24 protein-coding genes and 1 pseudogene are annotated in these 26,387 nt (G+C 72.3%); 15 read left to right on the forward strand and 10 right to left on the reverse strand.

Annotated features, from left to right (window positions below):
* Window positions 1–250: 250 nt before the first annotated feature.
* Window positions 251–801: pseudogene (locus JGS22_RS24760) on the reverse strand (transposase); the annotation flags it as partial.
* Window positions 802–872: 71 nt separating this feature from the next.
* Between JGS22_RS24760 and JGS22_RS24765 the strand changes: the two are divergent.
* The 3 genes from JGS22_RS24765 to JGS22_RS27510 all read left to right on the forward strand — a co-directional run bounded on the left by JGS22_RS24765 (window position 873) and on the right by JGS22_RS27510 (window position 2,795).
* The gene (locus JGS22_RS24765) at window positions 873–1,118 is read left to right on the forward strand and encodes a hypothetical protein (RefSeq protein ID WP_211039916.1); all 246 of its coding nucleotides are present in this window, start codon (window positions 873–875) and stop codon (window positions 1,116–1,118) included.
* A gap of 271 nt (window positions 1,119–1,389) precedes the next feature.
* Window positions 1,390–1,941: a cysteine hydrolase family protein gene (locus tag JGS22_RS24770; protein ID WP_308405885.1), complete on the forward strand. Its 552-nt coding sequence runs from the start codon at window positions 1,390–1,392 to the stop codon at window positions 1,939–1,941.
* 476 nt (window positions 1,942–2,417) lie between these two features.
* On the forward strand, window positions 2,418–2,795 hold the full coding sequence (locus tag JGS22_RS27510) for a CDGSH iron-sulfur domain-containing protein (protein ID WP_372454356.1): 378 nt from the start codon (window positions 2,418–2,420) through the stop codon (window positions 2,793–2,795).
* Here the strand turns inward: JGS22_RS27510 and JGS22_RS24780 are convergent.
* Genes JGS22_RS24780 through JGS22_RS24790 form a run of 3 tightly spaced genes read right to left on the reverse strand, consistent with a single transcriptional unit; the run spans window position 2,754 to window position 5,304 of the window.
* Complete coding sequence (locus tag JGS22_RS24780) at window positions 2,754–3,782, reverse strand: iron-containing redox enzyme family protein (protein ID WP_211039918.1); 1,029 nt, start codon at window positions 3,780–3,782, stop codon at window positions 2,754–2,756. The genes JGS22_RS27510 and JGS22_RS24780 overlap by 42 nt on opposite strands.
* Window positions 3,779–4,981, reverse strand: coding sequence for a carboxylate-amine ligase (locus JGS22_RS24785; protein ID WP_211039919.1), 1,203 nt, complete (start codon window positions 4,979–4,981; stop codon window positions 3,779–3,781). The genes JGS22_RS24780 and JGS22_RS24785 overlap by 4 nt, the downstream gene beginning before the upstream one ends.
* Complete coding sequence (locus tag JGS22_RS24790; RefSeq protein WP_211039920.1) at window positions 4,978–5,304, reverse strand: hypothetical protein; 327 nt, start codon at window positions 5,302–5,304, stop codon at window positions 4,978–4,980. The genes JGS22_RS24785 and JGS22_RS24790 overlap by 4 nt, the downstream gene beginning before the upstream one ends.
* A 422-nt stretch (window positions 5,305–5,726) precedes the next feature.
* Between JGS22_RS24790 and JGS22_RS24795 the strand changes: the two genes are divergently transcribed.
* On the forward strand, window positions 5,727–6,968 hold the full coding sequence (locus tag JGS22_RS24795) for a PP2C family protein-serine/threonine phosphatase (protein ID WP_211039921.1): 1,242 nt from the start codon (window positions 5,727–5,729) through the stop codon (window positions 6,966–6,968).
* A gap of 133 nt (window positions 6,969–7,101) precedes the next feature.
* On the opposite strand, the gene JGS22_RS24800 is transcribed toward JGS22_RS24795, so the two are convergent.
* Window positions 7,102–8,211, reverse strand: coding sequence for an NAD-dependent epimerase/dehydratase family protein (locus JGS22_RS24800; RefSeq protein WP_211039922.1), 1,110 nt, complete (start codon window positions 8,209–8,211; stop codon window positions 7,102–7,104).
* A gap of 655 nt (window positions 8,212–8,866) precedes the next feature.
* Between JGS22_RS24800 and JGS22_RS24805 the strand changes: the two genes are divergently transcribed.
* From JGS22_RS24805 to JGS22_RS24830, 6 genes are all read left to right on the forward strand, one after another.
* Entirely contained in the window at window positions 8,867–9,304 is a 438-nt protein-coding gene (locus tag JGS22_RS24805) for a VOC family protein (RefSeq protein ID WP_211039923.1), read from the forward strand.
* A gap of 902 nt (window positions 9,305–10,206) precedes the next feature.
* Window positions 10,207–10,968, forward strand: a complete 762-nt coding sequence (locus JGS22_RS24810) for a DeoR/GlpR family DNA-binding transcription regulator (RefSeq protein WP_211039924.1) — start codon at window positions 10,207–10,209, stop codon at window positions 10,966–10,968.
* A gap of 268 nt (window positions 10,969–11,236) precedes the next feature.
* Window positions 11,237–12,601 carry an ABC transporter substrate-binding protein gene (locus JGS22_RS24815; protein WP_211039925.1) on the forward strand — a complete coding sequence of 455 codons (1,365 nt, stop codon included), beginning with the start codon at window positions 11,237–11,239 and terminating at the stop codon, window positions 12,599–12,601.
* Window positions 12,598–13,599 (forward strand): carbohydrate ABC transporter permease, encoded by a 1,002-nt coding sequence (locus JGS22_RS24820; protein WP_211039926.1) that lies wholly within the window; start codon window positions 12,598–12,600, stop codon window positions 13,597–13,599. Before JGS22_RS24815 ends, JGS22_RS24820 begins: the two co-directional genes overlap by 4 nt.
* Window positions 13,599–14,492 (forward strand): carbohydrate ABC transporter permease, encoded by an 894-nt coding sequence (locus tag JGS22_RS24825; protein WP_211039927.1) that lies wholly within the window; start codon window positions 13,599–13,601, stop codon window positions 14,490–14,492. The genes JGS22_RS24820 and JGS22_RS24825 overlap by 1 nt, the downstream gene beginning before the upstream one ends.
* Window positions 14,489–15,478 carry a zinc-dependent alcohol dehydrogenase family protein gene (locus JGS22_RS24830; RefSeq protein WP_211039928.1) on the forward strand — a complete coding sequence of 330 codons (990 nt, stop codon included), beginning with the start codon at window positions 14,489–14,491 and terminating at the stop codon, window positions 15,476–15,478. The genes JGS22_RS24825 and JGS22_RS24830 overlap by 4 nt, the downstream gene beginning before the upstream one ends.
* Window positions 15,479–15,679: 201 nt before the next feature.
* Here JGS22_RS24830 and JGS22_RS24835 read toward each other — a convergent pair whose 3' ends face one another.
* Window positions 15,680–16,876 carry a thiolase family protein gene (locus JGS22_RS24835; RefSeq protein WP_211039929.1) on the reverse strand — a complete coding sequence of 399 codons (1,197 nt, stop codon included), beginning with the start codon at window positions 16,874–16,876 and terminating at the stop codon, window positions 15,680–15,682.
* A 119-nt stretch (window positions 16,877–16,995) separates the two neighbouring features.
* Here JGS22_RS24835 and JGS22_RS24840 point away from each other — a divergent pair, with 119 nt between their 5' ends.
* From JGS22_RS24840 to JGS22_RS24855, 4 genes are all read left to right on the forward strand, one after another.
* Window positions 16,996–18,021: an NAD-dependent epimerase/dehydratase family protein gene (locus JGS22_RS24840; RefSeq protein WP_211039930.1), complete on the forward strand. Its 1,026-nt coding sequence runs from the start codon at window positions 16,996–16,998 to the stop codon at window positions 18,019–18,021.
* A gap of 212 nt (window positions 18,022–18,233) precedes the next feature.
* A complete protein-coding gene (locus JGS22_RS24845) occupies window positions 18,234–18,899 on the forward strand; it encodes a glycosyltransferase family 2 protein (RefSeq protein WP_211039931.1) in 666 nt (221 codons plus the stop codon).
* Window positions 18,896–19,690, forward strand: a complete 795-nt coding sequence (locus JGS22_RS24850; RefSeq protein ID WP_211039932.1) for a TIGR04282 family arsenosugar biosynthesis glycosyltransferase — start codon at window positions 18,896–18,898, stop codon at window positions 19,688–19,690. The genes JGS22_RS24845 and JGS22_RS24850 overlap by 4 nt, the downstream gene beginning before the upstream one ends.
* Window positions 19,687–20,385, forward strand: coding sequence for a class I SAM-dependent methyltransferase (locus JGS22_RS24855; RefSeq protein ID WP_211039933.1), 699 nt, complete (start codon window positions 19,687–19,689; stop codon window positions 20,383–20,385). Before JGS22_RS24850 ends, JGS22_RS24855 begins: the two co-directional genes overlap by 4 nt.
* A gap of 182 nt (window positions 20,386–20,567) precedes the next feature.
* Here the strand turns inward: JGS22_RS24855 and JGS22_RS24860 are convergent, their stop codons facing one another.
* Window positions 20,568–21,941 carry a hypothetical protein gene (locus JGS22_RS24860; RefSeq protein WP_372454357.1) on the reverse strand — a complete coding sequence of 458 codons (1,374 nt, stop codon included), beginning with the start codon at window positions 21,939–21,941 and terminating at the stop codon, window positions 20,568–20,570.
* 88 nt (window positions 21,942–22,029) lie between these two features.
* Window positions 22,030–22,233, reverse strand: a complete 204-nt coding sequence (locus JGS22_RS24865) for a hypothetical protein (protein ID WP_211039934.1) — start codon at window positions 22,231–22,233, stop codon at window positions 22,030–22,032.
* Window positions 22,234–22,430: 197 nt separating this feature from the next.
* On the opposite strand from JGS22_RS24865, the gene JGS22_RS24870 reads away from it, so the two are divergent.
* A complete protein-coding gene (locus JGS22_RS24870) occupies window positions 22,431–23,492 on the forward strand; it encodes an MsnO8 family LLM class oxidoreductase (protein ID WP_211039935.1) in 1,062 nt (353 codons plus the stop codon).
* Here the strand turns inward: JGS22_RS24870 and JGS22_RS24875 are convergent.
* Entirely contained in the window at window positions 23,432–24,793 is a 1,362-nt protein-coding gene (locus JGS22_RS24875) for a carboxyl transferase domain-containing protein (protein ID WP_211039936.1), read from the reverse strand. The genes JGS22_RS24870 and JGS22_RS24875 overlap by 61 nt on opposite strands.
* Complete coding sequence (locus JGS22_RS24880; protein ID WP_211039937.1) at window positions 24,790–26,241, reverse strand: acyl-CoA synthetase; 1,452 nt, start codon at window positions 26,239–26,241, stop codon at window positions 24,790–24,792. Before JGS22_RS24880 ends, JGS22_RS24875 begins: the two co-directional genes overlap by 4 nt.
* Window positions 26,242–26,387 lie beyond the last annotated feature (146 nt).

Below are 26,387 nucleotides of genomic sequence, written 5' to 3' on the forward strand. Positions count from 1 at the left end.
CGACGAGTGCACCCGTTTCCTGCGAATGTTCAGCCAAGGGCGAGCGTGGCGACGCCTGTTCTGGTGTGGAAGACGGCCGTGATTCCCCCGGATGTTTCGGCTTCTGCGGTGATCTCGGTGACGAGGAGGACGATGTCGGACCGCGGTACGGCGGTGTCTGGGGGGCCTCTAGTCTTTCGTCAAGGCGCCCGGGGTTGGTTGTGGGGTGGTTTGGCTTGCTGGGGTCATGCGGCGAGTTCGACGTCCTTGGGAGGACGCTGATGCGTTGACGGGCCAGGCGGAGGAGGGCCTGGGCGTGGGTTTTGCCGCGGGCTCGCTGGCGGTCGTAGTGGGTGCGGGAGGCCGGGTCGGCGTTCGTGCAGGCGAAGGCGGACAGGAACATGACGCGTTTGAGTTGCCGGTTGCCGCCCCGGGGTGCGTGCTCGCCGTGGATGGAGGTCCCGGACGACTTCGTGCTGGGGCCGGGCCGGCGTAGCAGGCGAGGTGGGCGGCGGTGGGAAAACTGGTGCCGCCGCCGACGGTGGCCAGCAGGACGGCAGCGGTCCTGACGCCGACGCCGGGCATCGAGGTCAGGACCGGGGAAAGAGGGTGAGCCTCCAGCGGAGTGCTGATCTGGGCTTCCAGGGCCCGGCGCTGGGTGTGGACGGTGGCCAGGGCGAAGTCCAGGGTGGGAATGACGATGTCGAGGGTGCCGGAGCCCGGGACGAGGACGGTCTGCTCGTCCAGTGCGTCGAAGGCATCATCGATCAGCCGCTGGGCCATGCGCGGGGCCTTGGGTGGCTCGGAGAGTCGGCGGTGGGCAGTGGGTGTGGCGGTCCGTTGCTCGGTGTGGCAGACGGCGGGTCGGGTCGACGCAGCCGCAGACTGTCCGAATGGCAACTTTGGTCACCGTGTTCCCGCCAGACTCCGAGGGGCGCCGCCGGGTGATGTGCGCCGGCGAGGACCTGGGCCGTGCCGGCAGCCTCTACGAGGTGATGGACCTGCTGAACGGGGCGGGCCTCAACGCCGCCGCCACCGCCTTCGAGGACACGGACATCTTCGACTGGCGGGGCGGCGGCCCCTACGCTTGGGTGCCGGCCCCTCCTCCTGGACCGGGCGGCACCTCGGAAGCGGGGTGAGCAGATCCGCGAGCCTGCCGGAAGCCGGCCCGCCCCGTGCTGTCTGTGGCCGGGTCGCTCACCGACGGTGCCGGCTGGGCCCGCAGAGCGGCCACACAGGGACGACGCCAAGGTGCGCACCGCGGTCCAACCCGTTCGGGCACCGTGGGGGGCAGGGCCCGTGGCCCGTCGCCGGCCACATCCGTGCGCGCGGTGCTCGTCGGCCGGAGCGCGGAGCGCGTGCGACGTGCGGTGGAGGGTGGGCAGGTTTCCCCGATGCAGAGGAGCGGGCGTGAACCCCGGTGGTCGGCGAGCCCTGGTGGTCATCGACATGATCAACACCTATGACCACCCCGATGCGGAAGCACTGCGCGCCTCGGTGCGCGGAGCGCTGCCCGGCATCGGCAAGCTGCTGGAGCAGGCGCGAAGCGCGAACGTTCCCGTCATCTACGTCACCGACAACTTCGGCCGCTGGCGTTCGCACCACGGGGAGCTGATCGAGCATGCGCTCCGCGGCCCTCACGCGGACCTGGTGGCGCCCGTGCGCCCGGACGACACCTCGCTGTTCGTCGTCAAGGCCCGACACTCGATCTTCTACCAGACTCCGCTCGACCACCTGCTCTCCGAACTCGGGGTCGCTGACCTCGTACTCTGCGGCCAGGTCACCGAGCAGTGCGTGCTGTACTCCGCCCTGGACGCCCATCTGCGCCATCTGCAGGTGACCGTGGCGCGCGACTGCGTGGCGCACATTCACCCGATGCTCGCCGAGGCCGCGCTGGAGATGATGTCGCGAAACATGGGCGCGACGGTCACCAGCTCTCGCTCGCTCAGCTTCGACGCGTGAGGCACCCGTTGGAGCGGGTTGTCGAAGCCGCCATGCGTCCCGGCCGGTCGTCCGATCTTGGCGGGACCGGTGGCGTCTGAGCGCTTGACGAGCGGTCGGCGCCGGGGTGGGTGCGCGGCGGTCTGTGCGTCCAGGGTCACGACGTCGCGGTCCGTGCCGCGGGGCTGACCGGCGGCGCCTGCCGTTTGACTGCACGGGCGGCGGGGGACCCGGGGCAGATGTTCGAGAGCCGGGGGCTGATCGCCACCGGTCGACGCGCCGAGGAACGGTGGTGATCCGTGCCGACCAACCCCGCTGAGGACCCGGGGCAGTACGCGCCGCCGCCTGCGGAGCCGAACGGGTCCGCCGGGTGTCCTGAGGGCCCTGACGTCCGCGTCGAGCAGAACGCACCCGCGGGACGGGAGGGGCGCGCGGACCAACAGGCAGGAGCGTCGCCGCCCGAAGCCAGACGGGTGGTCATCGAGCCGGGAGGACCGGTGTTGGTCGAGGGGCCGGTGGAGGTGTGTCTGCCGGGTGGCGGCACCGCCCGCTCCGACCGTTTCCTGGTGGCGATCTGCATGTGCCGCAAGAGCGCCTGCTACCCCTGGTGCGACACCAGCCACCGCCGTCGACAGCGACGAGGCGGCCCCGCTGATTGCGGGGCGGGCCCCGTACCGCGCGGGACGGTTCCTGAATCCACCGGGGCTGGACCCGACCCGGAGGATTCAGTGCCGACCGGCCCCGACCCGGACGAGGGTTCCGGCCCGCGCGGCACCGGCCCCGTCCCGGAGGAGGGCTCCGTGCCGGAGGACGGCGGCGGTGCCGGTCGTGGTTCAGTCGGCGGGGAGGGCAACGGGCAGCGGGATCCGCAGTGACGAACGGCCCTGCTCCCAGGCGTCGCTCAGATGGCGGGCGAAGTCGTCCTCGACCAGCTCGGTGGCGCGTATCCCGAACACCACGTCGGGAGCGAGCGAGGGCTCCCGAGCGAGCAGACCGTCGATCACCTCGTGCCGCATCACCTGCTCGTGCACGGCGTCCGCCTCGATGTGCTCGGCGTAGAAGTGCACACACGCCTCGTCGGCACCCAACCGCCGCAGTGCGCTGACCATCCGTCGTGCGCTCGGGGCGGAGGTGATCTCGGCGGCGGCGAAGTGGCCCACCAGCGCGCCGCGCAGCGACCGGTGCAGCCCGAAGAGCGACATCATGTTGACCCAGGCCAGCGTCGGCGCGGTCACGGACGGCAGATAGTGCAGGTAGCCGGAGCTGAGTCCCGCGCCCTCCAGGAGGTCGGCATACAGCCGGGAGTGTGCGCGATCCGCCCGCCCGCCGCCGAACTCGTCGTACTCCACCGCCACCAGCGCGGCCTTCGCCCGCCCCCGCAGACGGGGAACGACCCAGGAGTGCGGATCGGCCTCCTTCAGGTGGTAGACGGAGCGGTGCGCCAGGAACTCCCTCATCTGCCACCACTCTCCGCGCCTGGCCAGGCGCGGGGCGAGGCCGCCACCGCCGATCGGCTCCACGAGCAGCTCCTCCACCACGGACGACACCTCGCCGCTCTCCGGCAGGCGGTCACGGAGCCCCGCCAGGAACACCGCCTCCGCCTCGCCGCGGAAGCGCAGCAGCACGGGGTCCCACTCCCACTGGTCCGGCACGCCCGGAAAGCCCTGGTAGTGCAGCTCGTAGCAGAGCTGGAGAGCCAGCTGAAGGTCGTCGCCGAAGGGTTCGGCACCGGCCGGGCTCGGCATCCCGGTCACGACGCCGCGGGGCTCGCCGGCCAGCGCCGCGACCACCGCGGCGGAAAGCGGCCCACGGGCCGGCGGCAGCGCGGCCGTGGGCGGGGCGGGATCGGTGAGGGTGGTCATGAGCGGTTTCCTTTCGAGCGCGGATGTCGTACGGGTGCGGTCCCAGGCGGGGCTGCGATCGCCGGCGCACCGGTCACGGGCCGGAGCAGATCCCGGGTGAGCTGCGTCAACAGGGCCTGCCGCCCCCGGGCGCCGGCGCGCAACTGCCGCTCCGCCCCCGTACCGCGGTCCAGAAGGCCCTCGACCGCACCGGCCACCCACTTCTGGTCGCCGCTCGCCCGCAGCGCCTGGTCGACCTCGGCCAGCAGGCGTTGCGCCAGCTCCTGGGCGGGCACCGGGCGAGCCGCCCACGGGTCGACCCCCGCGCCCCGCAAGCCGTGCCGCGCGGCGGCCCACACCGCGGCGGCGGCCGTCTGGTTGCCGAACTCGGCCGGCGGGCGCCCCTCCAGCACGGCGGCGTGCGCGGTGGTGACCAGGGCGCGGGCGAGCGCCGCCTGCAGCACGGCCTCGTCCACCGAGGCCGCGGTGTCCGCGACTCGAAACTCCACGGTCGGCCAGCGAGGGGAGGGGCGAACCAGCCAGAAGCTCATCCGCTCGTCAACCAGGCAGCCGTACGCCGTCAGGCGCGCTACCTCCTCCCGGTGGCCGGCGGCCGAACCGAACAGCGGCGGGATGCCGGAGCCGGGCAGCCGCGCCTGTTCGAGCAGTCGCCAGGAGGCGAACCCGGTGTCCCTGCCGAGGTGGTACGGAGAGTTCACGGACAGTGCGAGCAGGGTCGGCAGCCACGGGCGCACCCGGTCCACGATCTGCACGGCCGTCTCCGCGTCCGGCACACCGACGTGGATGTGGCACCCGCACACCTGGTAGTCGGCGACCGCCTCGCGGTGTGCGGAATGGATGCGCCGGAAGCGCGCGCCCTCGCTCAGCGGCACTCGTTCACCGGGGAACGGGGCTGTGGCGGAGGGCAGCAGCGCCACTCCCGCACTCCGCGCGGCCTCCGCGAGGGCACGCCTGTTGTCCCACAACTGCCCGGCTGCCTCGGCGGTGTCCTCGCAGACGGCCGTGGTCGACTCCACCTGGCTGGTCAGCAGCTCTCGTTGGAAGCGGTCCGGGTCGCCGCCGGCCTGCCGCACCCGCTCCAGCACCTGCGCCGCCTTCCCACAGGGCCGACCGGTCTCCGGGTCCACCAGCAGGAACTCCTCCTCGACGCCGAGCGTCGGGCTTCCTGCCGGGGCCGCTGCCGGGCCTGCGGTCGTCATCGAGCCGTCTCGTGCGCACCGAGGGTCTTGTCGCCCCACGGCCGGATGTCGAACGCGATGCGTGCCGTCCCCAACGGGCCGCCGTCGGCCTCCAGTTCGAGCGTCTGAGGCCGATCGATGCGCCGTACGACCGTGCGGGAGGCGAACTCCTTCGGGCCGAGACGGAGGCTGTGTGCGAGGGAGGAGCCCTTCTCGGGCCAGTTGCCCTCGTCGGCGCGTGAATCCGAGGCGCCGACGACCCACCGGCCGTACGGGTGCTCGCCTTCCAGCACGGCCCACACGTCGGTGGGCGAAGGGTCGATGAGGTGCTTCCGTACGGCCATCGCGGTCTCGATTCCTGCGGTCGGGCGTGCCCTCGCTGCTGTGGCTCACCTGCCGGCGAGCCGGGGCCCACGGGTACCTGGCTCGCCGGCAGGTGAAACCACCCCGGCGCGAACGGCCTGCTCGTCGACCGGCGGGCAAGCGCACTCCGTCCAGCCGGCCCTTCGAACGCCGTACGGCCTTGCGCAGCGCCTCGGAGTCGGCCTCGAAGTCGTCCTCGGCGGGTCGAGGTCGAAGACCGGACGTGCGCCCGGCCCTTTCCTCGGGGGTACCGCACGCCGTTTCCCGCGCGCTCTCGCTCCGCGCCCGTGCGCCTTCTCGGCGGACTTGGGACGATGTACACGCTACGGAGCGCCTGCGGCGGTGACCGCTCTCGCCACGTCCGCCGGCAGGCCGCGGTTCCTTCTGAGGAGGTAGCGCGCAGATGAGCGAAGCCTCGACGAGCATGGCGCGATTGCTGGCGGCGGTGGAGCAGGCGCCGCCGGTCGACTCGGTGCTGGTGGTGGCCGGGTTGCTGGCCGAACAACTGCGTGCCACCGAAGTGTGCTTCCTGATCACCGACGTCGGGGGGAGCGTGGCCTGGCGGCTGCCGGCAGCGTGGGCCAACAGGCACACGGACGGCAACCCCGAGTCGTTGCGCGGAACGCTGTACGACGAGGTGATCCGCTCCCAGCAGCTGCGCGTCACGACCGAAGCGTCCCTCGGCGGCAGGGGGGAGGTGAGCCGGGCGGTGGCGCCGGTGACTGCCCGCGGCGACTCCATCGGGGTGCTGGAGTTGCTGATGCCCGGGAGGCCGAGCGTGCGGGACGAGCAGCACATCGCGCAGGCCGCTCACGCGCTGGCGTACGTGGTGACGAGCAATCGCCGCTTCACCGACCTGTACGAATGGGGCCGCCGCAGCGTGACTCCCACCCTGGCCGCCGAGATCCAGCAGAACCTCCTGCCTCCCGTACTGACCGTGGAGGCGGGTCAGGCAACGGTCGCCGCAGCGCTGGAGCCGTCCGCCGAGGTCGCGGGGGACACCTACGACTTCAGTCTGGACGAGGGCACACTGCACGTGGCCGTCACCGATGCCATGGGCCACAACGAGGACGCTGCCCTCCTCGCCACCCTGGTGACCGGCGCGCTGCGCCAGTCCCGCCGGTCCGGCGCCGCTTTGGCCGAGCAGGCCCGTGCCGCCCACCGGGCCCTCCTGGAGCACAGGCCGGACGCCACCGCCACCGGTCTGCTGCTGCGCCTCGACCTGACCACCGGCGGCGCACTCATGGTCAACGCCGGCCACCCGTGGCCGCTGCGCTTGCGCAACGGCAGATCGCAGGAGATCGAGCCCGAGGTCGACCTTCCTTTCGGCTCCCCCTGGGGCGGCGAGTACCGGACACAGGTGGTGGATCTGGAACCCGGCGATCGGCTGCTCCTGTTCACGGACGGCATGACCGAGCGCAACACCGAGGCTCTGGACCTGCCGGCTCTGCTGGAGCGAGATGCGCAGGTGCACCCCCGCGAAGCTGTCCGCTTCCTCGCCCGCGCACTGCGGGAGGCGACCGACGATCACATCATCGACGACGCCACCGTCGTCTGCCTGGACTACCACGGCCCCGGCTCCAGCCGGCGAGACAGCAGCACCGGCGTCGAGGAGAGGCAGGCGCCGGGCGGGCCCGGCGCCTGACGAGGTGCGCGGGCACTCGCGAGAGTTCCGCGCCGCTGCTCGGATCGACCTCCCGTCACGTCGGCCCACGAGGGCTCGGGCCGGCCCGAGCGCCGTCCTCCGCGAGGCTGCCGGCTCACGGAGACTCGCCGGCTCACGGCCGCTTGCCGACGCCGGTGGCGAACTCCCCCCAACGGCCACCGGGCGCGCGGGGAAGGAGCGGCGGTGTGGTTCCTCCAGCGCCCTCTCCGAGCCCTTCGAGCAGCTCGCCCACCGCCTCCGCGCCGCTGAACTGCGGGTGCCAGCCCAACTCTCGGGCGGCTCGGGCGGAGCTCATCAGGGGGAGCCGCAGCAGGGCGGAGAAGAGTTCCGGATCCGTCGGAACCAGTCGGAGCAGCCACGCCAGGCCCAGTGCCGCCCTGGCGGGGCGGACGGGGACGGGGATCGTTCGGGCGTCGAGCAGCAGGGCCAGTTCCCGGGCGCGTACGGTGCCCTCGCCGGCGAGGTTGAACGCGCCCCGGGCGCCCGCGTGCACCGCCCGTACGAAGGCATCTGCCACGTCGTCAGCGTGCACCGCCTGGAACCGCAGTCCCGGTATGTCCGGCACCACCGGTACGACTCCGCGGCGCACCAATCGGTTCGGCAACAGCGGTCCGGCGAACAGCCGCCGCTGTTCCATCGCCGCGGCGCGCTGGAAGATGAAGGAGGGCCGCATCCGGGCCACCCGGATCTCGGGATGCCGTGCGTCGAATCCGTCCAGAAGGCGCTCCACATAGGCCTTCTCGCGGCTGTAGGGGGCGGTCGGGCGTCCGTGGGTGGGCCACGACTCGCTCACCGGCGGGTCCTGGCCCGAGGTCGGGCCGGCGGAGTAGGCGGCCACCGAGGAGGCGTACACGAGCTGCGGAACGCGGGCGGCGGCCACCGCCCGCAGAACCCGCTCGCTGCCGAGCACGTTCGCGGCCCAGGTGGTGTGCGGGTCGCGACTCGGCTGGATCAGCCAAGCGAGATGGATCACGGCGTCGACGCCCCGGAAGGCCGCGGTGAGCCGGCTTTCCGATTCCGCTCTGCCGAGGTCGGTGGTGACCCAGGTGGTCTTGGGCGGGGCGGTGTCCGGAGCGCGCCGGGAGAGTCCGACGATCGTGTCGATACGAGGGTCGGCGCCGAGCGCGTTCACCACCCGTGTCCCCACGTTGCCGCTCGCGCCGGTCACCGCGACCCGCAACCCGGCGGAGGAACTGTTCTGAGGTGAGGGGGTGTCGACCATGGGGCCTCCTTGTGACGGTGTTCTGAAAATTCGGGGCTCACGCGTCTGCCCTCGCCGAGCGAGAGGGTCCTGCCGAGGAGCGGCGGCACCTCTGCGGGATGTGACTTCCTCGCGAGTACGTGCTGACACGTGCCGCACGCCGGCGCTGGCAGCAGGGGGCGTCGCGGGTGGGCGCCGTACCGGGCCGGTCGCAGCCTTGGATGCCCGGGCGTCATATGGACGTCCGGGGTCACGGCGCCGCGGACGCTCCTCGAGCTGGCGGCTCGGACGTACCCCGTCGGTTGGTGAACGTGCACCCGCCGCGTCCGGGCGCCGTGACGGGAGTCGGCGTCCTCGGTGTTTCTCCCCTCCACGGTGCCACCTCTGTTCTGTGCGCACCTCCCGACCACCATTGGTGGGCCGTGCGCGGCCGGGTTCTCGTCGCGGGGCGGTGATGTGCAGCGGGCAGGGGTTGGCGATGCCCTGGCCCGCCCGATCCGTGGCTCACCTCCGTGTCGGGGGCGTCGGCGTCGGAGGACGGCGGCAGGCAAGGGACCGTCGGTCGCGGCGGGCGGCGTCGGGGGTGACGGCGTGCCCGGCCAACTGGCCGGTGCGCCGGGGCGGTTCGGAGGTTTGCCCGGTTCTGGTCATGGGTGCGCTCGGTAGCATGCCGAGCATGGCCATCAGACTTGAGAATGTCGGTATCGCGGTGCGAGACATCGAAGCCGCGATCTCCTTCTTCACCGATCTCGGTCTCGAGGTCGTCGGCCGGGACACCGTCAGCGGCGAATGGGCCGACACCGCTGTCGGGCTCGACGGCAATCACGCGAAGATCGCGATGCTTCGTACGCCGGACGGCCACGGCGTTCTGGAGCTCTTCGAGTACATCCACCCCGAAGCCGTCGAGACGGAGCCCACGCGGCCCCACGAGATCGGCATGCACCGCGTCGCCTTCTCCGTCGACGACATCGACGAGGCGCTGGAGATCGCGGCAGGGCACGGATGTCGCCCGCTTCGAGGGGTGGCGAACTACGAGGAGGTGTACCGGCTCGCGTACGTCCGCGGACCCAGCGGGATCATCGTGATGCTCGCCGAGAACCTCGGGCGGAGCTGACCGCTCGCCGCCTGCCTGCCTCCTGCCTGCGCGAGGGACGTGCCCGAGACGGGTGGCGTCACGGCTCGGTGCGAGCGGCGGGGGGCTTTCGGGTGGCCGCCCGCCCGTTCCCGACTCCCCGAGACCTGCGCGCTCCCGGGCGTACGGGATTCGGAGTGCCGTGCGGGTGGACGCGGCAGGTTCGAGCGGGCCCGGCGGATCGGTGACCGCGGCGGGCAGGTCCGGCCGGAGTCCGGCTGCGCGACCGGCAGCGCTCCGCCCCTCCGCGGTGGTGTGGACGAGGCCTCCGGCGCTGTCGGCCGGGGCTCCGCTTGTGCGGCGGAAGTGTTGGCGCGTTGAGGCCCGAGGGAGGGTGGACCAACTCCGGTTCGGGGCGCGTCGATTCGGGCATGTCGGGACCGTGGGGCGCCGAAGCGTTGTCGAACCGTTGCCTGTGGCGCGACGGGCCCGGGGCGTCGCTCGGGGTGTGCCGGTGTGCGTCTTGTGCCCGGGCGGGCGGGTCGGTGCCCGCCTCGCGGGCAGGGAACGGGCGGCTGCGGATGGCTGAACGGGCGCTTCGCTGGAAGGGGTGTCGGATCGGGAGACCCTTGTCAGCGCTGGGTTTCTGCGGTTCGCGGCATTACTTGCTCGTACGGAAACGGGCACACTCGGGCATGATCGATCTCACTGTGTGTCTGGTGACGCCCGTCACTGCACGGTAAAACTCTGAGGCAAGGAGCCCGAACGGGCACGAACGGTCGAACGCGGCCCGTACGTGCCCCACCCGGCGACCGGCCGTACCGCGCACAGCGCCGGGCAGCGGCGGTCGCGGGCCGGTTGGGCGGTCGGACGGCGTCAGCACGCGGACCGGCCGAGCGACCGGCGGGCGCAACGAAAGTCGCGAAGAAAAACCGAGGTGGCCGGTGAGCGCGGAGGACAGACAGCGGGCGATCGTTGCCGCTGCACGCAGCGCCGGCTCAGTGGACGTCGGCGAGCTGGCGACCGAGCTGGGCGTCGCGAAGGAGACGGTCCGCCGCGATCTGCGGCTGCTGGAGGACCACGGGCTGGTACGCCGCACCCACGGCGGCGCCTACCCGGTGGAGAGTGCCGGATTCGAGACGACCCTCGCTTTCCGCACCACCATGAACGTCCCGGAGAAGCGCCGGATCGCCAGTGCCGCGGCCGGACTACTCGGCGATGCGGAGACCGTCTACATCGACGAGGGGTACACGCCCCAACTGATCGCCGAGGAACTGCCCGTCGGGCGCCCGCTGACCATCGTGACGACCTCGCTGGCGACGGCGGGCGTGCTCGCCGAGCGCGAGGAGTGCACTGTGCTGCTGCTCGGCGGTCGGGTGCGCGGCGGAACGTTGGCCACTGTCGAGCACTGGGCGGTGCGGATGCTCTCCGGCTTCGTCATCGACCTTGCCTTCCTCGGGGCCAACGGCATCTCCCGCGAACTGGGTCTGACCACTCCGGACCCGGCCGTCGGCGAGGTCAAGGCCCAGGCGATCAAGGTCTCCCGGCGCCGGGTCCTGGTCGGGATGCACACCAAGTTCGCCGCGGTGAGCTTCGCGAGGTTCGCGGAGGTCTCCGACTTCGAGGCGATCGTCACCAGCAGCGGCCTGTCCACCGCCGAGGCGCAGCGCTACTCCCTGCTGGGACCGCAGGTCATCCGAGTCTGAACCGGCCGGACGTCCGGGCCGCACCACCCCTCCGCGGCCCGGCGGACGTCCGACCGGTGAGCGCCCGGGCACCTCGTGCCGCAGATCCGGTGCGCCGGCACCCCACGCGCCGGCGACGTCCGCGCCGGACACCGCACCATCCGTACGAGAAGGCGTACCCGCAGTTTCACGACGACCCGTCCGGACGAGACCGGGTCGTCGGTCCGACTCCCCAGCCGGCAGACGGCGTTGTTCCGTCTGCCTGAGAGAAATGTGAACGGAGCTCTCGATGCGCAGTCAGAGCCGACATCGCAACCGCGCAGCACTCGCCCTCCTGACCGCCGGTGGGCTTGTGGTCGTCAGCGGCTGTGCGGGCGCGGGAGACCTGTTGGGCGGTGGTGGTGACACGATCAACGTGCTGATGGTCAACAACCCGCAGATGACCGACCTTCAGAAACTCACCGCCAAGCACTTCACGAAGAAGACCGGCATCAAGGTGCAGTTCACCGTGCTGCCGGAGAACGACGTGCGGGACAAGATCGGGCAGGACTTCGCCAACCAGGCGGGCCAGTACGACGTCGCGACGATCAGCAACTACGAGACGCCGATCTACGCCCGCAACGGCTGGCTGCACGAGCTGGACCCGTATCTGGGCAAGGACAAGAAGTACGACGAGAAGGACGTCCTCGATCCGATGCGCCAGTCCCTCACGGGGGACGACGGGAAGATGTACGCGCAGCCGTTCTACGGCGAGTCGTCGTTCCTCATGTACCGCAAGGACATCTTCGAGAAGGCCGGCCTGGAGATGCCGGACAAGCCCACCTGGAAGCAGGTCGCCGGTCTGGCGGCGGAGGTGGACGGCGAGCAGAAGGGCATGAAGGGCATCTGCCTGCGCGGGCTGCCCGGTTGGGGCGAGCTGACGGCGCCGCTGACGACGGTGGTCAACACCTTCGGCGGCACCTGGTTCGACGAGAACTGGGAGGCGCAGCTGACCTCGCCGGAGTTCACCAGGGCGACCGAGTTCTACGTCGACCTGCTGCGCAAGCACGGTCAGGCCGGCGCCGCGCAGTCCGGCTACGCCGAGTGCCTCAACAACATGACGCAGGGCAAGAGCGCGATGTGGTACGACGCGACCGCCGGCGCCGGTTCGCTGGAGGACGGCAAGTCCCCGGTCAAGGGCAAGATCGGTTATGTTCCCGCGCCGGTGGAGAAGACCGAGAGCTCGGGCTGGCTCTACACCTGGGCCTGGGCCATGCAGAAGGCGTCGAACAACAGCGACAAGGCGTGGAAGTTCATCTCCTGGGCGTCCAGCAAGGAGTACGAGGAGCTGGTCGGCAAGGAGCGCGGCTGGGCCAACGTACCGGCCGGCAAGCGTGCTTCGACGTATCGGAACGAGGAGTACAAGAAGGCCGCGGACGGGTTCTCCGAGGTGACCTTCCAGGCCATCAACCAGGCCAAACCGCGTGAGCCCGGAGTCCAGAAGCGTCCCGCCCCCGGCATCCAGTTCGTCGGAATCCCGGAGTTCACGGATCTGGGCACCAAGGTCTCGCAGGAGATCAGCGCGGCCATAGCCGGCCGGCAGTCCGTCGCCAGTGCGCTGAAGAAGTCGCAGGAGCTGGCCGACAAGGTGGGCAAGGAGTACCAGAACCGATGACAGCCACATCCACCTCCACCGAGGCCACCGATCCGGCACCCGAGTCGCCTCCGGGCGGCGGGAGTTCGGGACGCGGCCGCAAGAGCGCCGAGGGCGGGGGAGCCCGCCGGCTCAGCCGCTGGTCGACCAGGGCACCGCTGCTGCCCGCGCTGGTGTTCCTGATCGTGATGACCCAGCTGCCGTTCGTGGCGACGCTGGTCATCTCGCTCTTCGACTGGAACTCGCTCTATCCCGACGCCCGCGAGTTCAGCGGACTCGGCAACTACGGCACGGTGCTGAGCGACGAGGCCATGCGCGGCTCGGTCCTCAACACGGTGCTGCTCACCGCGACCGTCGTCATCGTCTCGCTGGCCCTCGGCCTGGCGATCGCGCTGCTGCTGGACCGCAAGTTCCGCGGCCGGGGCCTGGTGCGCACGATGATGATCGCGCCCTTCCTGATCGTCCCGGTCGCCGCGGCGCTGCTGTGGAAGCACGTGCTGTACAACCCGGAGTACGGGCTGTTCAACGGCGCCATCAACTGGCTGGCCTCGCTGGTCGGGGTCGAGGATCCGGTACAGCCCGACTGGGTCTCGGAAATGCCGCTGGTGGCGGTGCAGGCCTCGCTGATCTGGCAGTGGACGCCGTTCATGATGCTGATCCTGCTGGCCGGCCTCCAGAGCCGACCGCTGGACGTCATCGAGGCGGCCCGCATCGACGGCGCGAGCAACTGGCAGATCTTTCGCTACATCACCCTGCCGCATCTGCGCCGCTACCTGGAGCTCGGCGGACTGCTCGGCTCGATCTACGTCGTGCAGAACTTCGACGCCGTCTACACCATCACCCGCGGTGGCCTGGACACCGCGAACCTGCCCTACACCATCTACGAGACCTTCTACCAGGCGCACGAGTACGGACTGGCCTCCGCGGCGGGCGTACTGGTCGTCATCGGTTCGATCATCCTCGCCACCTTCGCGCTGCGAGTGGTTTCGTCCCTGTTCAGTGAGGAGGCGTCCCGGTGATGAGTACCGCGACAGTCACCCGTAAACCTCGCGGCGCGGACAAGGTCCGCCCCGACCTCCGGACCCGGTCCCAGCGCAGGCGCAACGCGGCGCTCGGTCTGCTGGCCTGGGCCGTGGCCCTGATGTTCTTCCTGCCCGTGGCGTGGATGGTGCTGACCTCCTTCCACGCCGAGGCGGACGCCGCGACCAACCCGCCCTCGCTGACCGCCCCGTTGACCCTGGACAGCTACCGGGAGTTCTTCGGCGCGGGCGGCGGTGCCAGCCCCTGGCCGCCGCTGCTGAACTCGGTCGGCGCCTCGCTCATCTCCACCGCCCTGGTGCTGCTGCTGGCCATCCCGGCGGCGTACGCGCTGGCGATCCGTCCGGTGGAGAAGTGGCGCGACGTCCTGTTCTTCTTCCTGTCCACCAAGATGCTGCCGGTGGTCGCCGGTCTGCTGCCGATCTACCTCTTCGCCCGCAACGCCGGGATGCTGGACAACATCTGGCTGCTCATCCTGCTCTACACCTCGATGAACCTGCCGATCGCGGTGTGGATGACGCACTCCTTCCTCGCGGAGGTGCCGGTGTCGCTGATCGAGGCCGCGCAGCTGGACGGTGCCAAGCTGTGGACGATCCTGCTCCGGGTCATCGCGCCCATCGCCGGCCCTGGCATCGCTGCGACGGCGCTGATCTGCTTCATCTTCAGCTGGAACGAGATGCTGTTCGCGCGGGTGCTGACCGGTGTCACCGCCCAGACCGCGCCGGCCTTCCTGACGATGTTCATCACCAGTCAGGGGCTCTTCCTCGCGCAGCTGTGCGCAGCCTCGTTCATCATCTCCCTGCCGGTGCTCGCCGCGGGGTTCGCCGCCCAGGACAAGCTGGTCCAGGGCCTGTCGCTTGGAGCCGTGAAATGAAAGCCGCCCTCATCGAAGCCCCTGGCGTCGTCACCGTCACCGAGGTGCCCGACCCGACGCCCGGTCCGAGAGAGGTGGTCGTCAAGGTCGCCTCCTGCGGGCTGTGCGGGACCGATCTCCACATCATGGAGGGCGAGTTCGCGCCGACCCTGCCGGTCGTACCGGGCCACGAGTTCGCCGGCGAGGTCGCGGCGGTCGGCACCGGGGTGACCGAGCTGGCGGTCGGCGACCGGGTCGCGGTGGACCCCTCGCTGTACTGCCACGAGTGCCGCTACTGCCGTGAGGGCCACAACAACCTCTGCGACCGCTGGAACGCCATCGGCGTGACCACCGCGGGCGGGGCGGCCGAGTACGCCGTCGCGCCGGTGGCCAACTGCGTGCGCCTGCCCGACCACGTCGGCCTCCAGGACGCCGCGCTGATCGAGCCGCTCTCCTGCGCGGTGCGCGGCTACGACATCCTGTCGGCCAAGATGGCCTCCAAGGTGCTGATCTACGGATCGGGAACCATGGGCCTGATGATGCTGGAGCTGGCCAAGCGCACCGGCGCGGCCTCGGTCGAGATGGTCGACATCAACGCCGAACGCCTCACCACCGCCGAGAAGTTGGGGTGCAGCGCCAGCGCGACCAGCGCAGACGAGCTGGACCGGCCCAACGGCTGGGACATCGTCATCGACGCCACCGGCAACGCCAAGGCCATCCAGGACGGTCTCGGCCGAGTGGCGAAGGCGGGCACCTTCCTCCAGTTCGGTGTCTCCGACTACGCCACGACCGCCACCATCGAGCCGTACAAGATCTACAACCAGGAGATCACCATCACCGGCTCGATGGCGGTCCTGCACAGCTACGAGCGGGCGGCCGAGCTGTTCGCGACCGGGGTCATCGACCCGAAGGTCTTCATCAGCGACCGCATTCCGCTGGCCGAGTACCCGCGGGCGATCGACCAGTTCAAGGCCGGTATCGGCCGCAAGGTGCTGGTGGTGCCGTGAACCGTCGCCGCCCTGCCGCAGGGTGGGCAGCGAGCAGGTGAACGGGGAGCGGGACCCGGTCGGCGCATGTCGACCGGGGCCCGCTCCTCGTTTCCGCGAGGGGTGGGCAGCCGTTCCGCGACGGGCTTCCGCGACGGGCTTCCGCGACGGGCCCGCTCCTTGTCCCGCACGAGGGCTGTTCGGCGTTGTCCGCGGGCGGGTTCAGCGTTCCAGTACGAGGGCCTGGCCCTGGCCCACGCCGATGCACAGGGCGGCCAGACCGGTGCCCGAGCCGGCAGCGGCGAGCTGGTGCGCGACCGCGCCCGCGATGCGCGCACCCGAGGCACCGAGCGGGTGGCCGAGAGCCAGCGCACCGCCGCGCGGATTGACCGACTCCGGGTCCAGCTCGGGCCATTCGGCGAGACAGCCCAGCACCTGCGCGGCGAACGCCTCGTTGAGCTCCACGGTGGTCAGCGCGGCGAAGTCGGTGTGCGCCCGCGCCAGCGCGCGCCGTACCGCCTCCACCGGGCCGAGCCCGAAGAGCTGCGGCTCGACACCGGTGGTGGCCGAGGCACGGATCCGAGCCAGCGGCTCTCGCCCGGTGGCGGCGAGCCCGTCCTCGTCGGTCAGCAGAAGCGCCGCCGCGCCGTCGTTGAGCGGTGAGGAGTTGCCCGCGGTGACGGTGCCGTTCTCCTTGCGGAAGACCGGCTTCAGCCTGCCGAGGGCCTGCGGGGTGCTGCCGTCGCGCACGCTCTCGTCGCGCGGCAGCTCCACTCCCGGCAGCGCCACCGTCTCCGCGTCGTACAGCCCCTCCTGCCATGCCCGCACCGCTTTGCGGTGGCTGGCGGCGGCGTACGCGTCCTGCTGCGCACGGGTGATCGAGTGGCGGTCGGCGACGAGCTCGGCCCCCTCGCCCAGGGAGACCGTCCACTCCGGCGGCATCGCCGGGTTGGTCATCCGCCAGCCCAGCGTGGTGGAGTGCATCTGCGGGGCGGCAGCCGGAAACGCCCGTTCTGGCTTGGGCACCACCCAGGGGGCGCGGCTCATCGACTCCACTCCGCCCGCGACCACCACGGACGCGTCGCCGCAGGCCACCGTACGGGCCGCCTGGATCACGGCCTCCATCCCGGAGGCGCAGAGCCGGTTGACCGTCACTCCGGGAACGGAGACGGGCAGCCCCGCGAGCAGCACCGCCATGCGTCCGACGTTGCGGTTCTCCTCGCCCGCGCCGTTGGCGTTGCCGAACACCACATCGTCGATCCGGCCCGGGTCCAGGTCGGGGGTCCGGTCCACCAGGGACCGCAGTACGTGCGCGGCCAGATCGTCGGGCCGCACCCCCGACAGCGCGCCGCCGTACTTGCCCACCGGGGTGCGGACGGCGTCGACTACATAGACATCGCGAAGACGGTCGTTGGTCATGGAACCGGATCGTGTCAGCAGCGGGAGGAGTTGACCAGACGCCCTGGTGGAAACGCACCGGGCGACGGAGCACCCGCGCGCTTCCCGGCGCAGCGGGCGCGCGGTCCTAGCGTGGAGCGATGGACGTACTGGTCACCGGAGGAGCGGGCTTCATCGGCTCGCACATCGTCAACGCACTGCGAGAGGCAGGCCATCGCACCGTCGTACTGGATCTGCGGCCCTCGCCGCCGGACGCGCGCGCCGATCGCGAGGTGAGCGGGGACGTGCGCGATCCGGACACCGTCCGCAGGGCGCTGGAAGGCGTCGACGCCGTCTGCCACCAGGCCGCGAAAGTGGGGTTGGGCAAGGGGCTCTCGGACGCCGCGGACTATGTGTCGACCAACGACCTGGGCACCGCTGTACTGCTGGAGCGGCTGGCGGACGGGCAGCCGCGCCCGCTGGTGCTCGCCGGATCGATGGTGGTGTACGGGGAGGGGCGCTACGAGTGCGCCGAACACGGCGTACAGCGTCCCGGGCCGCGTCCTGAACAGGCTCTGAGCCGGGGGGAGTTCGAGCCTGCCTGCCCGCGCTGCTCGGCGCCGTTGAGCCCCGGACTGGTCGGCGAGGGTGCCCCGGTGGACCCGCGCAACGTGTACGCCACCACCAAGCTCGCCCAGGAGCACCTGGCAGCCGCCTGGGCGCGTTTCACCGGCGGCGGCGCGATCAGCCTGCGCTACCACAACGTCTACGGCCCGCGCATGCCCAGGGACACCCCGTACGCCGGCGTCGCCTCCTTCTTCCGGTCGGCGCTTGCCCGCGGCGAGGCGCCCACGGTCTTCGAGGACGGCGGCCAGCGGCGGGACTTCGTCCACGTCGCGGACATCGCCCGCGCCAACGTCGCGGCCCTGGAGGAACTGGTGGCCGGCGGCGCGGGCGGGCTGCGCGCGTACAACGCCGGCAGCGGCGATCCGCACACCGTGGGGGAGATGGCGACCGCGCTCGCCGAAGCCCACGGTGGCCCCGCCCCGGTGGTGACCGGCGAGTACCGGCTCGGCGACGTACGGCACATCACCGCGGACTCCGCCCGGTTGCGCCAGGAGCTGGGTTGGCGGCCCGAAGTGGGCTTCCGCGAGGGGATGGAGGACTTCGCGGCGGCGCGGCACTGAACGGATTCGGTACACCCGCAGCCCTCCGCGGGTCGCGCGCAGACTGCGTGCCACCCGCCCGCGCCGCAGGTCCGGGCGGGCCCGGTTCGGTGCACCGGAGGCCCGACGGGGCGACCCGGGAGGAGCCGGTAGGCGCTGTGCGGGCGGCCCGTCCGCGTTTTGCACGCCCTTACGTCCTGATTATGACGTTGTGTCCTCGTACTCTGAGGGAGATGAACACCACGCCAACACCCCGAGGAAATCTGGTGCTGCCGTGCTTGGACGAGGCGGCGGCGCTGCCCTGGGTCCTGGCGCGGGTGCCGGTCGACTGGCAGGCGATCGTCGTCGACAACGGTTCGACCGACGGCTCCGCGCGGATCGCCGCCGAGCTGGGCGCCACTGTCGTCCACGAGTCCAGACGCGGTTTCGGCGCGGCCTGCCACGCCGGGCTGCTGGCGGCCAAGGCCGAGCTGGTCGCGTTCTGCGACTGCGACGGTTCACTCGATCCGAGTGAGGTGAACCGGGTCGCCGAACCGGTCGCCGCGGGCCGTGCCGATCTCGTACTCGCCCGGCGCAGGCCCACCGGGCGCGGCGCGTGGCCGGTGCACGCCCGCGCCGGAAACCTGGCGCTCTCCCGCATGGTCCGAAGGCGCACCGGAGTACGGCTGCACGACCTGGGCCCGCTGCGTGCCGCCCGGCGGCTCGAACTGCTGGAGCTGGGGCTGAACGACAGGCGCAGCGGCTACCCGCTGGAGATGGTCGTACGCGCCGCCGACCGGGGCTGGCGGATCAGCGAGACCGCCGTGCCCTATCGGCCGCGAACCGGCCGTTCGAAGGTCACCGGGACCTGGCGCGGGACGTACCACGCGGTGCGCGACATGCGGGCGGTGCTGCGATGACCTCCCCTCCGCCGCACCACCGCACCGGGCCCGTACCGCACGCCCCGTTGTCTGCACGCCGCGCGGGCGAGGGCGAGGGCCTGACGGTGCTGGTCATCGCCAAGGAACCGGTGCCGGGCCGGGTGAAGACCCGCCTCACCCCGTGTTTCACCGCGGAACAGGCTGCGCTGCTCGCCCGCGCCGCCCTGGCCGACACCCTGGCCACCGTGCGCGCACTGCCGTGCACCCACCGCATCGTGGCACTCCAGGGGCGGCCCGGCCCCTGGCTGCCGGACGGCTTCGACGTGGTGCCGCAGGGCACCGGCGGACTCGACGAACGCATCGAGCGCGCCTTCGCCCGCTGCACCGGGCCGACCCTGCTGCTCGGCATGGACACCCCACAGCTGCACGCCGGGCACCTCGCCCCGCTGCTGGCCGCCAACGCCTGGGAGCACTGCGACGCCTGGTACGGGCCGGCCACCGACGGCGGGTTCTGGGCGTTGGCCCTGCGGGAGCCGCGCCCCGGCCTGGTGATCGGCGTACCGATGTCGCGGCCGGACACGGGCGCGCACCAGCGGTCGCGGCTGACCGGGCACGGGCTGCGCGTCGCGGACCTGCCGGCGCTCACCGACGTCGACACCGCGGCCGACGCGGCCGACGTCGCACCCTTGTGCGCGGGCGAGTTCGCCGCTGTGCACCGTGCGCTGCTCGCCGACAGTCCCGGCGCTCCCGGACCCGAGCAGCCGGCCAACCGTTCCACCCGGGCCAAAGCCCCGCACCCAGCCGGCGAGACCACCTCGGAGACCCGATGACCGCCACCTCGCCGCAGCAGCCGGGCGACGAACTCTCCTGGCGCACCGACCCCTACTCCGACGCCTTGCGCGAGGGGCGGGGCCCGCTGTACCTGCGCCGTACCGACGGCTGGCTGCTGCCGCTGGAGGTCGAGCGCTGGTGCGGGGGTGCGGACGCCGCCGACATGACGGTCCTGCGACGCTGCCGCGGATCGGTGGTCGACCTGGGCTGCGGGCCCGGACGGCTGGTCGCCGCGCTCGCCGCGCTCGGTCACCCCGCACTCGGCATCGATGCCTCACCGGCCGCGGTGCACAGGGCGAGGCGCCGGGGAGGTGCCGCGCTGTGCCGTTCCGTATTCGATCCGCTGCCGGCCGAGGGCGGTTGGGGCAGCGCGATCCTCCTGGACGGGAACATCGGTATCGGCGGCGACCCCGAGGCGCTGCTCGGGCGGGTGCGCGACATCCTCGCGCCGGAGGGCACCCTGCTGGCGGAGGCGGCTCCCACCGAGGTCGAGGAGCGCGTCGAGGTGCGTCTGGACGACGGCAACGGAGGCAGCGGGCCGGTCTTCCCGTGGGCCCGAATCGGCGTACCGGCTCTTCGCAAGCGCGCGCTCGCGGCGGGCTGGGAGGTACTGGAGGAGTGGTCCTGCCGCGAGCGGTACTTCTTCAACCTCCGGCCGCTCGACGACGCCGGGGGCGCGGCCGAACCCGGGTGACCGCCGCGGAGCCGTCCGGGAGCCCGCACCGCACGGGCTCCCGGACGGCTCCGGGCCACGGCGGAGGTCGTCGGGGGCCCGGGGCCTGCCGACGTACGGCGCCTGACCCTCCCGGTCCCGACTCGGACTCGCCGGGACTCAACAGTGCAGCCCTTGCCGTCCGCTGTGCTCGGGCCGGGGTCTCACCAGCCGGTGAACAGCAGATGGTTGACCGCCAGGGCGAGGGCCGCTTGCGCCGCCAGCCACCAGCGGTGGTCGCGGCGCGGTAGCAGGGCTGCCGCGGGCAGCAGCCACAGCGCGAACGGCAGCCAGATCCGTTCGGTCTCCGCCTTGCTCATGCCGGAGAGGTCGGCCGCCAGCATGGTGCACAGCGCTCCGGCGAGCAGTACCACCAGCGGCAGCGCTCTGCGCCAGGACGTGCGGGTCACGGCCCGCCGCAGGCCCGCGACCGTCGCCAGTCCGACGACGACGACCTGCGCGGCGAGGTTGGCCCACACGTAGTAACCGTACGGCCGTACCCTCGCGGCGCCCTGGTAGTACCGCTCGACAAGAGTGAAGTACCCCTCGAACCACCAGAACTCGGCCAGGGCGAACGCCAGCACCACCGGAAGCGCGCCGAGCACCACCCAGCCGACGGGCCGCAGCGTACGGGCGATCCACAGCACGGCCGCGACCAGCAGCACCAACAGGCCCAGCCCGTAGGAGAGATGGAGCACCCAGCCGAAGAGCAGTCCCGACCCGAGCGCGGCCCACCGGGGGCGGCGGGCGGTGCGGGTCGCGGCGAGCGCGAGCAGGGCGACCGCCCACGCCGCGACCGCGGTGAAGTAGCCGTCGGCCGAGACGCCGATCCACACCGCGGCGGGGGCCAGCACGAGGAACGGGGCGGCACGCCTGGCCAGTTGCTCTCCGTCCAGCGCCTCCGGGCCCGGAGGCGGCCGGTGGTTGCCGAGCGCTCGCAGGGTGACCAGGACCGCCGCGGTCGCCGTCGCACCGAGCGTGATGCACCAGACCCCGCCCCAGGCGCCGCCACCCAGTCCGACGCGGTCCAGCCAGACGAAGGTGAGCAGCGCGCCCGGCGGGTGACCGGCCACGTGCGGGGGCCAGTTGTCCGGAGCGTCCATCAGGATGCGCGAGGTGAACTCCCGCAGCATCGCCGGGATGTCGTCGACGCCGCCGACGGACTGGAGGTACTCGTAGCTGGTCGTCAGCCGCCGGGCGACGCCTCGGTGCCAGCCGTCGACGAGCGCCAGCGACCAGATCCACGCCATCGACCCCAGCCAGCTCGCCCACAGCAGCGCGCGCCAGCTCAGCCGCCGGGCGACGGTGGGACCGTACGCCACGACCAGTGCGGCGACGATCAGCGCGGCGGGCGTGCCGGGCCCCACATGGGGGTCGGCGTAGGCGTACAGCGGCGGCCAGTGCAGCCGCAGCGTTCCGTGGTCGTTCTCCAGTGCGTGGCCGACGAGCGCGGCGACGACGAACAGCAGTACGGCCCCGGTGGCCGCCAGCAGATCGGCGACCACCGCGCGGCGGCGGCGGTGGGGAGCGGGCTTCACCCGCCCAAGGTAGGACCGGAGAGCCGTTGGGTCCGGGAGCTCGGGCCGCCGGGGCTGTCGGCGGCGATCCGCGCGAGTGCGTACGCCCTCAGCCGCGGACCCGGTCGGACGCCGTCGCAACCCCCAGCGCCGCCGTCAGCAGCAGCGCCGCGACCAGCACCTCGTGTCCCTCGACGAACGGCAGGTGGTGGGCGAGGGGCATCAGATCGAACCAGCCGACGAAACGGTGCACCAACAGACCGGCCCCCTGCAGAAACAGCACGAGCGCGAGGAACTCCATGATCTTCTTCATGGGACCGAACGGTAGAGAGCGGCGACGGGCCCGGCGTCGGCACAAAGTCGCCGTCGGCGACCGACTTTCGTCGCGCGCCGACCCTGCCCGGCAGGCATGTACCGCGGTCCGTACGGCCACGCAGGCCCGAGAGGTCCGTACTGCGGGGTCGGCCGGTGCGGGGAATGAGAGGAGCCGGTCCCGGCGTTGTGCCGGGCATGACTGGGACGGACGCAGGAGGGGGCCCGCGGCCCGGGTGTGCCTCTTCACCGGGCCTCGCCTCGGCACGGCTTTCGGTGCTGGACCGTTCGCTGGTGCGGGCGGGCAGGTCGCCGGCGCAGGCGGTGCGCGGGACCGTGGCCTTCGCCCGGGAGATCGAGGCGCTGGGGTACCACCGCTTCTGGGTCTCGGAGCACCACGGCGTCCCGGGGGTGGCGGGCTCCGCTCCGACGGTGCTGGCGAGCGCGGTCGCGGCGGCGACCTCGCGCATCCGGGTCGGTACCGCAGGAGTGATGCTGCCCAACCACCAACCCCTCGTGGTCGCCGAGCAGTTCGGCGTGCTGGAGGCGCTCCACCCTGGGCGGGTGGACATGGGGCTGGGGCGCTCGGTCGGCTTCACCGAAGAGGTGCGCAGAGCGCTGCGCACCGACCGCGCCGCCGCCGAGGAGTTCGAGCCGGCGATCAGGGAGCTGCTCGGCTACTTCGACGGCGTCCACCCGGTCCCGGCGCTGCCCGCCGAGGGTGCGCGGGTGCCGGCGTTCGTACTGGCGACCGGTGCCGGAGCGGGGGTCGCGGGGCGGCTGGGGCTGCCCGTCGTCGTCGGCGGGCCCGACCGGGAGACGGTCCTGGCGGCCGTGGAGCGGTACCGCGCGGCCTTCGTTCCGTCCTCCCGGACCGCGGAGCCGTTCGTGGTGGTCGCGGTGAACGCCGCGGTCGGCGCGACCGAGCGCGAGGCCGCGCTCTTGCAGATCCCGGAGGCGTGGGCGATGACGGAGTCCCGCGTACGGGGCGTCTTCCCTCCGCTGCTGTCGCCCGCGCAGGTGCTGGAGCAGCCGCGCGGCGAGCGCGCCGAGCGGTACTTCCGGCAGGCCAGACGCGGCCAGGTGCACGGAACGGCGGAGCAGGTGGTCGAGGAGCTGGACGGTCTGGCGCGGGCCGCCGGCGCCGACGAGCTGATGCTCACGCTCAACACCCACGACCCGGCCGAGCGGCTGGACTCCTACCGGCGGCTGGCGGCGCTCACCACACCTCTCGCCACGCCCAGCTCCACGAGGTCCTGAGGGCGCAGCCGCAGCCGGTCGGCCAGCCGGGGCACCTCCTCCGGCGACAGCTTGAGGATGGCGGCGGCCGACTCCGGGGCGATGACGGAGAAGTAACTGTCGGGCGTCACCCAGGTGTTGCCCGGTGCGGCGAGCGCCAGTGCGCCACCGGACCCGCCCTCGCCCACCACCAGCGTGGTCAGCGGCACGCTCGCCTCGGCGACGGCCGCGAAGCAGTCCGCGATGGCCGCCCCCGCGCCCAGCCGCTCCGCCTCCGCGTCGTTGGCGGCGCCCGGAGTGTCGACAAGGGTGAGCACGGGCAGCCGCAGCCGGTCCGCCAGCCGCAGGAGCCGCGCGGCGGTGCGGAAGCCGGCCGGGGTGTTGGCGGTGCCGCACTGTGCGGCGTAGGCGACCGTACGACCCTCGTGGCGGCCGAAGCCGCAGCGCATACCGGGGTCGATGCCGCCGCTGCGGTCGCCGCTGATCTCGACCCGGTCGGTGAAGTGGGCGTCCAGATACGCTTCGGCGCGCGGCCGGTGCGGAGCGCGGGCTCCGGTGAGCGCCTGCCATCCGTCCGCGGGCAGCGTCTGCCCACCGAGCGCGGCGGGCGGTGGGACCGGTGCCGGTTCGGGGCAGGCCCGATCGCGGACGGCCGGGCCCAGCAGCGAGAGCCACCGGCCCAGCACTTCGGGAAGCTCCTCCTGCGAGACGATCCGGTCCAACTGCCCGGCCCGGTGCCGGCTCTCGGCGAGGTAGGCGAGCGGATCGGCGTCTGCCGGGCGCACCCGGCTGCCGGCGAAGGCGACCTGGGCACCCGGCAGGGCCAGCGTCACATCAGAACCGGCGCCGAGCGTCGCCCAGCCGCCGCCGGTGGCCGGGTCCCGCAGCACCGCGAGCTGCGCCAGGCCGGCGGCCCTGGTGCGGGCCGACTCGGCTGCCACGCGCTGGAGTTGGCCGAGCGCCCGCATGCCTTCCTGCATACGGCTTCCGCCGGTCGCGATGAGCGAGACCACCGGGAGCCGTTCGGCTCTGGCCGTCCGGTGCGCGGCGGCGAGCCGGTGGCCGGTGCGCTCGCCGAGCGAGCCGCCGAGCCAGCCGAACTCGAAAGCGATCAGCACGGTCCGTACCCCGCCGACGGTGGCGACGCCGCAGAGGACCGATTCGCTCTCGCCGGTGCGCTCGGCGGCACGTGCACGCGCGGCGTCGTAACCGGGCCAGCCGAGCGGCCCGTCGGCGGGCTGGGGGAAGGAGTCGACGGGCAGCTCGGTGAACTGCTCGGTCAGCGAGCGCACCAGGCCACGCGCGCCCGTACGTTCGCTCACCGCAGCTCCCGCTTGAGCACCTTGCCCATGTCGTTGCGCGGCAGGCTGTCCAGCAGGCGCACCTCGCGGGGACGCTTGTGCGGCGAGAGCGCACCCGCGACCAGCTCCACCAACTCGGTCGCGGAGACCGGGGCTTCGGCATCCGCGGGGACCACCCAGGCGATGACCCGCTCGCCCAGGTCCGGGTCCGGCTCGCCGGTGACGGCCGCCTCCGCCACTCCGGGGTGCTGGAGGAGCACGTTCTCGATCTCACCGGCGCCGATCTTGAAGCCGCCGCTCTTGATCAGGTCCGTGGAACCGCGCCCGACGATCCGGTAGAAGCCCTCCGTGTTCCTGGTCGCCATGTCGCCAGTGCGGAACCAGCCGCCGGCGAACGCGGCGTCGGTCGCCTCGGGACGGCCCAGGTACTCGGTGAACAACTGCGGGCCGCGGACCTGGATCTCACCGATCGTCACCCCGTCGGACGCCTCGATGCGCTGCCCCTCCTCGTCCACCAGGCGTACGTCGACGCTGGGCAGCGGCAACCCGACACTGCCCGGCAGGTAGGGGCCGCGGGCATGGACGCTGGTGTTCATCAGGGTCTCGGTCATCCCGTAGCGCTCCACCACGTGCCGGCCGGTCGCCGCGGTGATCCGCTCGTGGTCCGACTCCGGCAGCGCGGCCGAGCCGGACACCAGCAGCCGCGCCCCGCGCAGTGCGCGCACCAGCGTGGGCTCGCTGTCCAGCGATTCGGCGATGCGGTGGTACATGGTCGGTACGCCGAAGAGCATCGTGCCGCCGCCGTCCAGTCCGGCGGACACGGCCTCGGTGGAGAACCGGCCCAGATGGTGCACCGTGCCACCGCGCCGCAGCGGTCCCAGCACACCGAGGATCAGCCCGTGCACGTGGTAGAGCGGCAGGGCATGGACCAGTGTGTCGTCCTCCGTCCACTCCCACACCTCGGCGAGGTCGTCCAGCGACGCGGCGATCGCCTCCTGGGACAGCACCACTCCCTTGGGCGCGCCGGTCGTCCCCGAGGTGTACACGATCAGGGCGGGTGTGGCGGAGGCGGCGGCAGCGCCGAACTCCCGGTGGGAAACCGCCTCTTCGGGGCTCACCCGCACCTCCACGTCGACCCTGGAGAGCTCGGCGAGCGGCGCCGGCAGCTGGTCGTCGGCAGCGGCGAGGATCAGCCCCGGCGCGCTGTCGTTGACGAGGTGCGCCAGCTCCTGCTCGCCGGAGCGGGGGTTGATCGGTACGGCGGGCACCCCGGCCAGCAGCGAGGCCACCACCGCGACGACCGTCTCCAGCGACGGGGTCGCCCAGACCGCGACCCTCGCCGGATAGGTGAGGCTGCCGGCCAGAGTCCGCGCGGCGGCGGCGAGTTCGGAGTAGTCCAGTGCCCGGTCCCCGACGCGCACGGCGGTCCTGGCTGGCTCGGTCTCCAGAGTGGGCAGCAGGTGTGACACCTGGACTCCTTCGCTGGTGGTCAGTGTCGCGATGGCTGTGCGTCACGATCTCATCAGCGAGTGCCCGGCGGGGGCAAGGGCCGTCCGTCGCCGGTCGGGCCCCTGCCTTCGCCTGCTCGGGACCCGCGCCGGATCGCCGGGTCCGG

This window comes from Streptomyces tardus (genome assembly GCF_018101125.2).
Taxonomy (GTDB): Bacteria; Actinomycetota; Actinomycetes; order Streptomycetales; family Streptomycetaceae; genus Streptomyces; species Streptomyces tardus.

Coding starts and splice junctions, on each gene's coding strand:
- JGS22_RS24765 (WP_211039916.1), top strand. CDS start 873: ATGGCAACTTTGGTCACCGTGTTCCCGCCAGACTCCGAGGGGCGCCGC.
- JGS22_RS24780 (WP_211039918.1), bottom strand. CDS start 3,782: ATGACCACCCTCACCGATCCCGCCCCGCCCACGGCCGCGCTGCCGCCG.
- JGS22_RS24785 (WP_211039919.1), bottom strand. CDS start 4,981: ATGACGACCGCAGGCCCGGCAGCGGCCCCGGCAGGAAGCCCGACGCTC.
- JGS22_RS24790 (WP_211039920.1), bottom strand. CDS start 5,304: ATGGCCGTACGGAAGCACCTCATCGACCCTTCGCCCACCGACGTGTGG.
- JGS22_RS24795 (WP_211039921.1), top strand. CDS start 5,727: ATGAGCGAAGCCTCGACGAGCATGGCGCGATTGCTGGCGGCGGTGGAG.
- JGS22_RS24800 (WP_211039922.1), bottom strand. CDS start 8,211: ATGGTCGACACCCCCTCACCTCAGAACAGTTCCTCCGCCGGGTTGCGG.
- JGS22_RS24805 (WP_211039923.1), top strand. CDS start 8,867: ATGGCCATCAGACTTGAGAATGTCGGTATCGCGGTGCGAGACATCGAA.
- JGS22_RS24815 (WP_211039925.1), top strand. CDS start 11,237: ATGCGCAGTCAGAGCCGACATCGCAACCGCGCAGCACTCGCCCTCCTG.
- JGS22_RS24820 (WP_211039926.1), top strand. CDS start 12,598: ATGACAGCCACATCCACCTCCACCGAGGCCACCGATCCGGCACCCGAG.
- JGS22_RS24825 (WP_211039927.1), top strand. CDS start 13,599: ATGAGTACCGCGACAGTCACCCGTAAACCTCGCGGCGCGGACAAGGTC.
- JGS22_RS24830 (WP_211039928.1), top strand. CDS start 14,489: ATGAAAGCCGCCCTCATCGAAGCCCCTGGCGTCGTCACCGTCACCGAG.
- JGS22_RS24835 (WP_211039929.1), bottom strand. CDS start 16,876: ATGACCAACGACCGTCTTCGCGATGTCTATGTAGTCGACGCCGTCCGC.
- JGS22_RS24840 (WP_211039930.1), top strand. CDS start 16,996: ATGGACGTACTGGTCACCGGAGGAGCGGGCTTCATCGGCTCGCACATC.
- JGS22_RS24845 (WP_211039931.1), top strand. CDS start 18,234: ATGAACACCACGCCAACACCCCGAGGAAATCTGGTGCTGCCGTGCTTG.
- JGS22_RS24850 (WP_211039932.1), top strand. CDS start 18,896: ATGACCTCCCCTCCGCCGCACCACCGCACCGGGCCCGTACCGCACGCC.
- JGS22_RS24855 (WP_211039933.1), top strand. CDS start 19,687: ATGACCGCCACCTCGCCGCAGCAGCCGGGCGACGAACTCTCCTGGCGC.
- JGS22_RS24865 (WP_211039934.1), bottom strand. CDS start 22,233: ATGAAGAAGATCATGGAGTTCCTCGCGCTCGTGCTGTTTCTGCAGGGG.
- JGS22_RS24870 (WP_211039935.1), top strand. CDS start 22,431: ATGACTGGGACGGACGCAGGAGGGGGCCCGCGGCCCGGGTGTGCCTCT.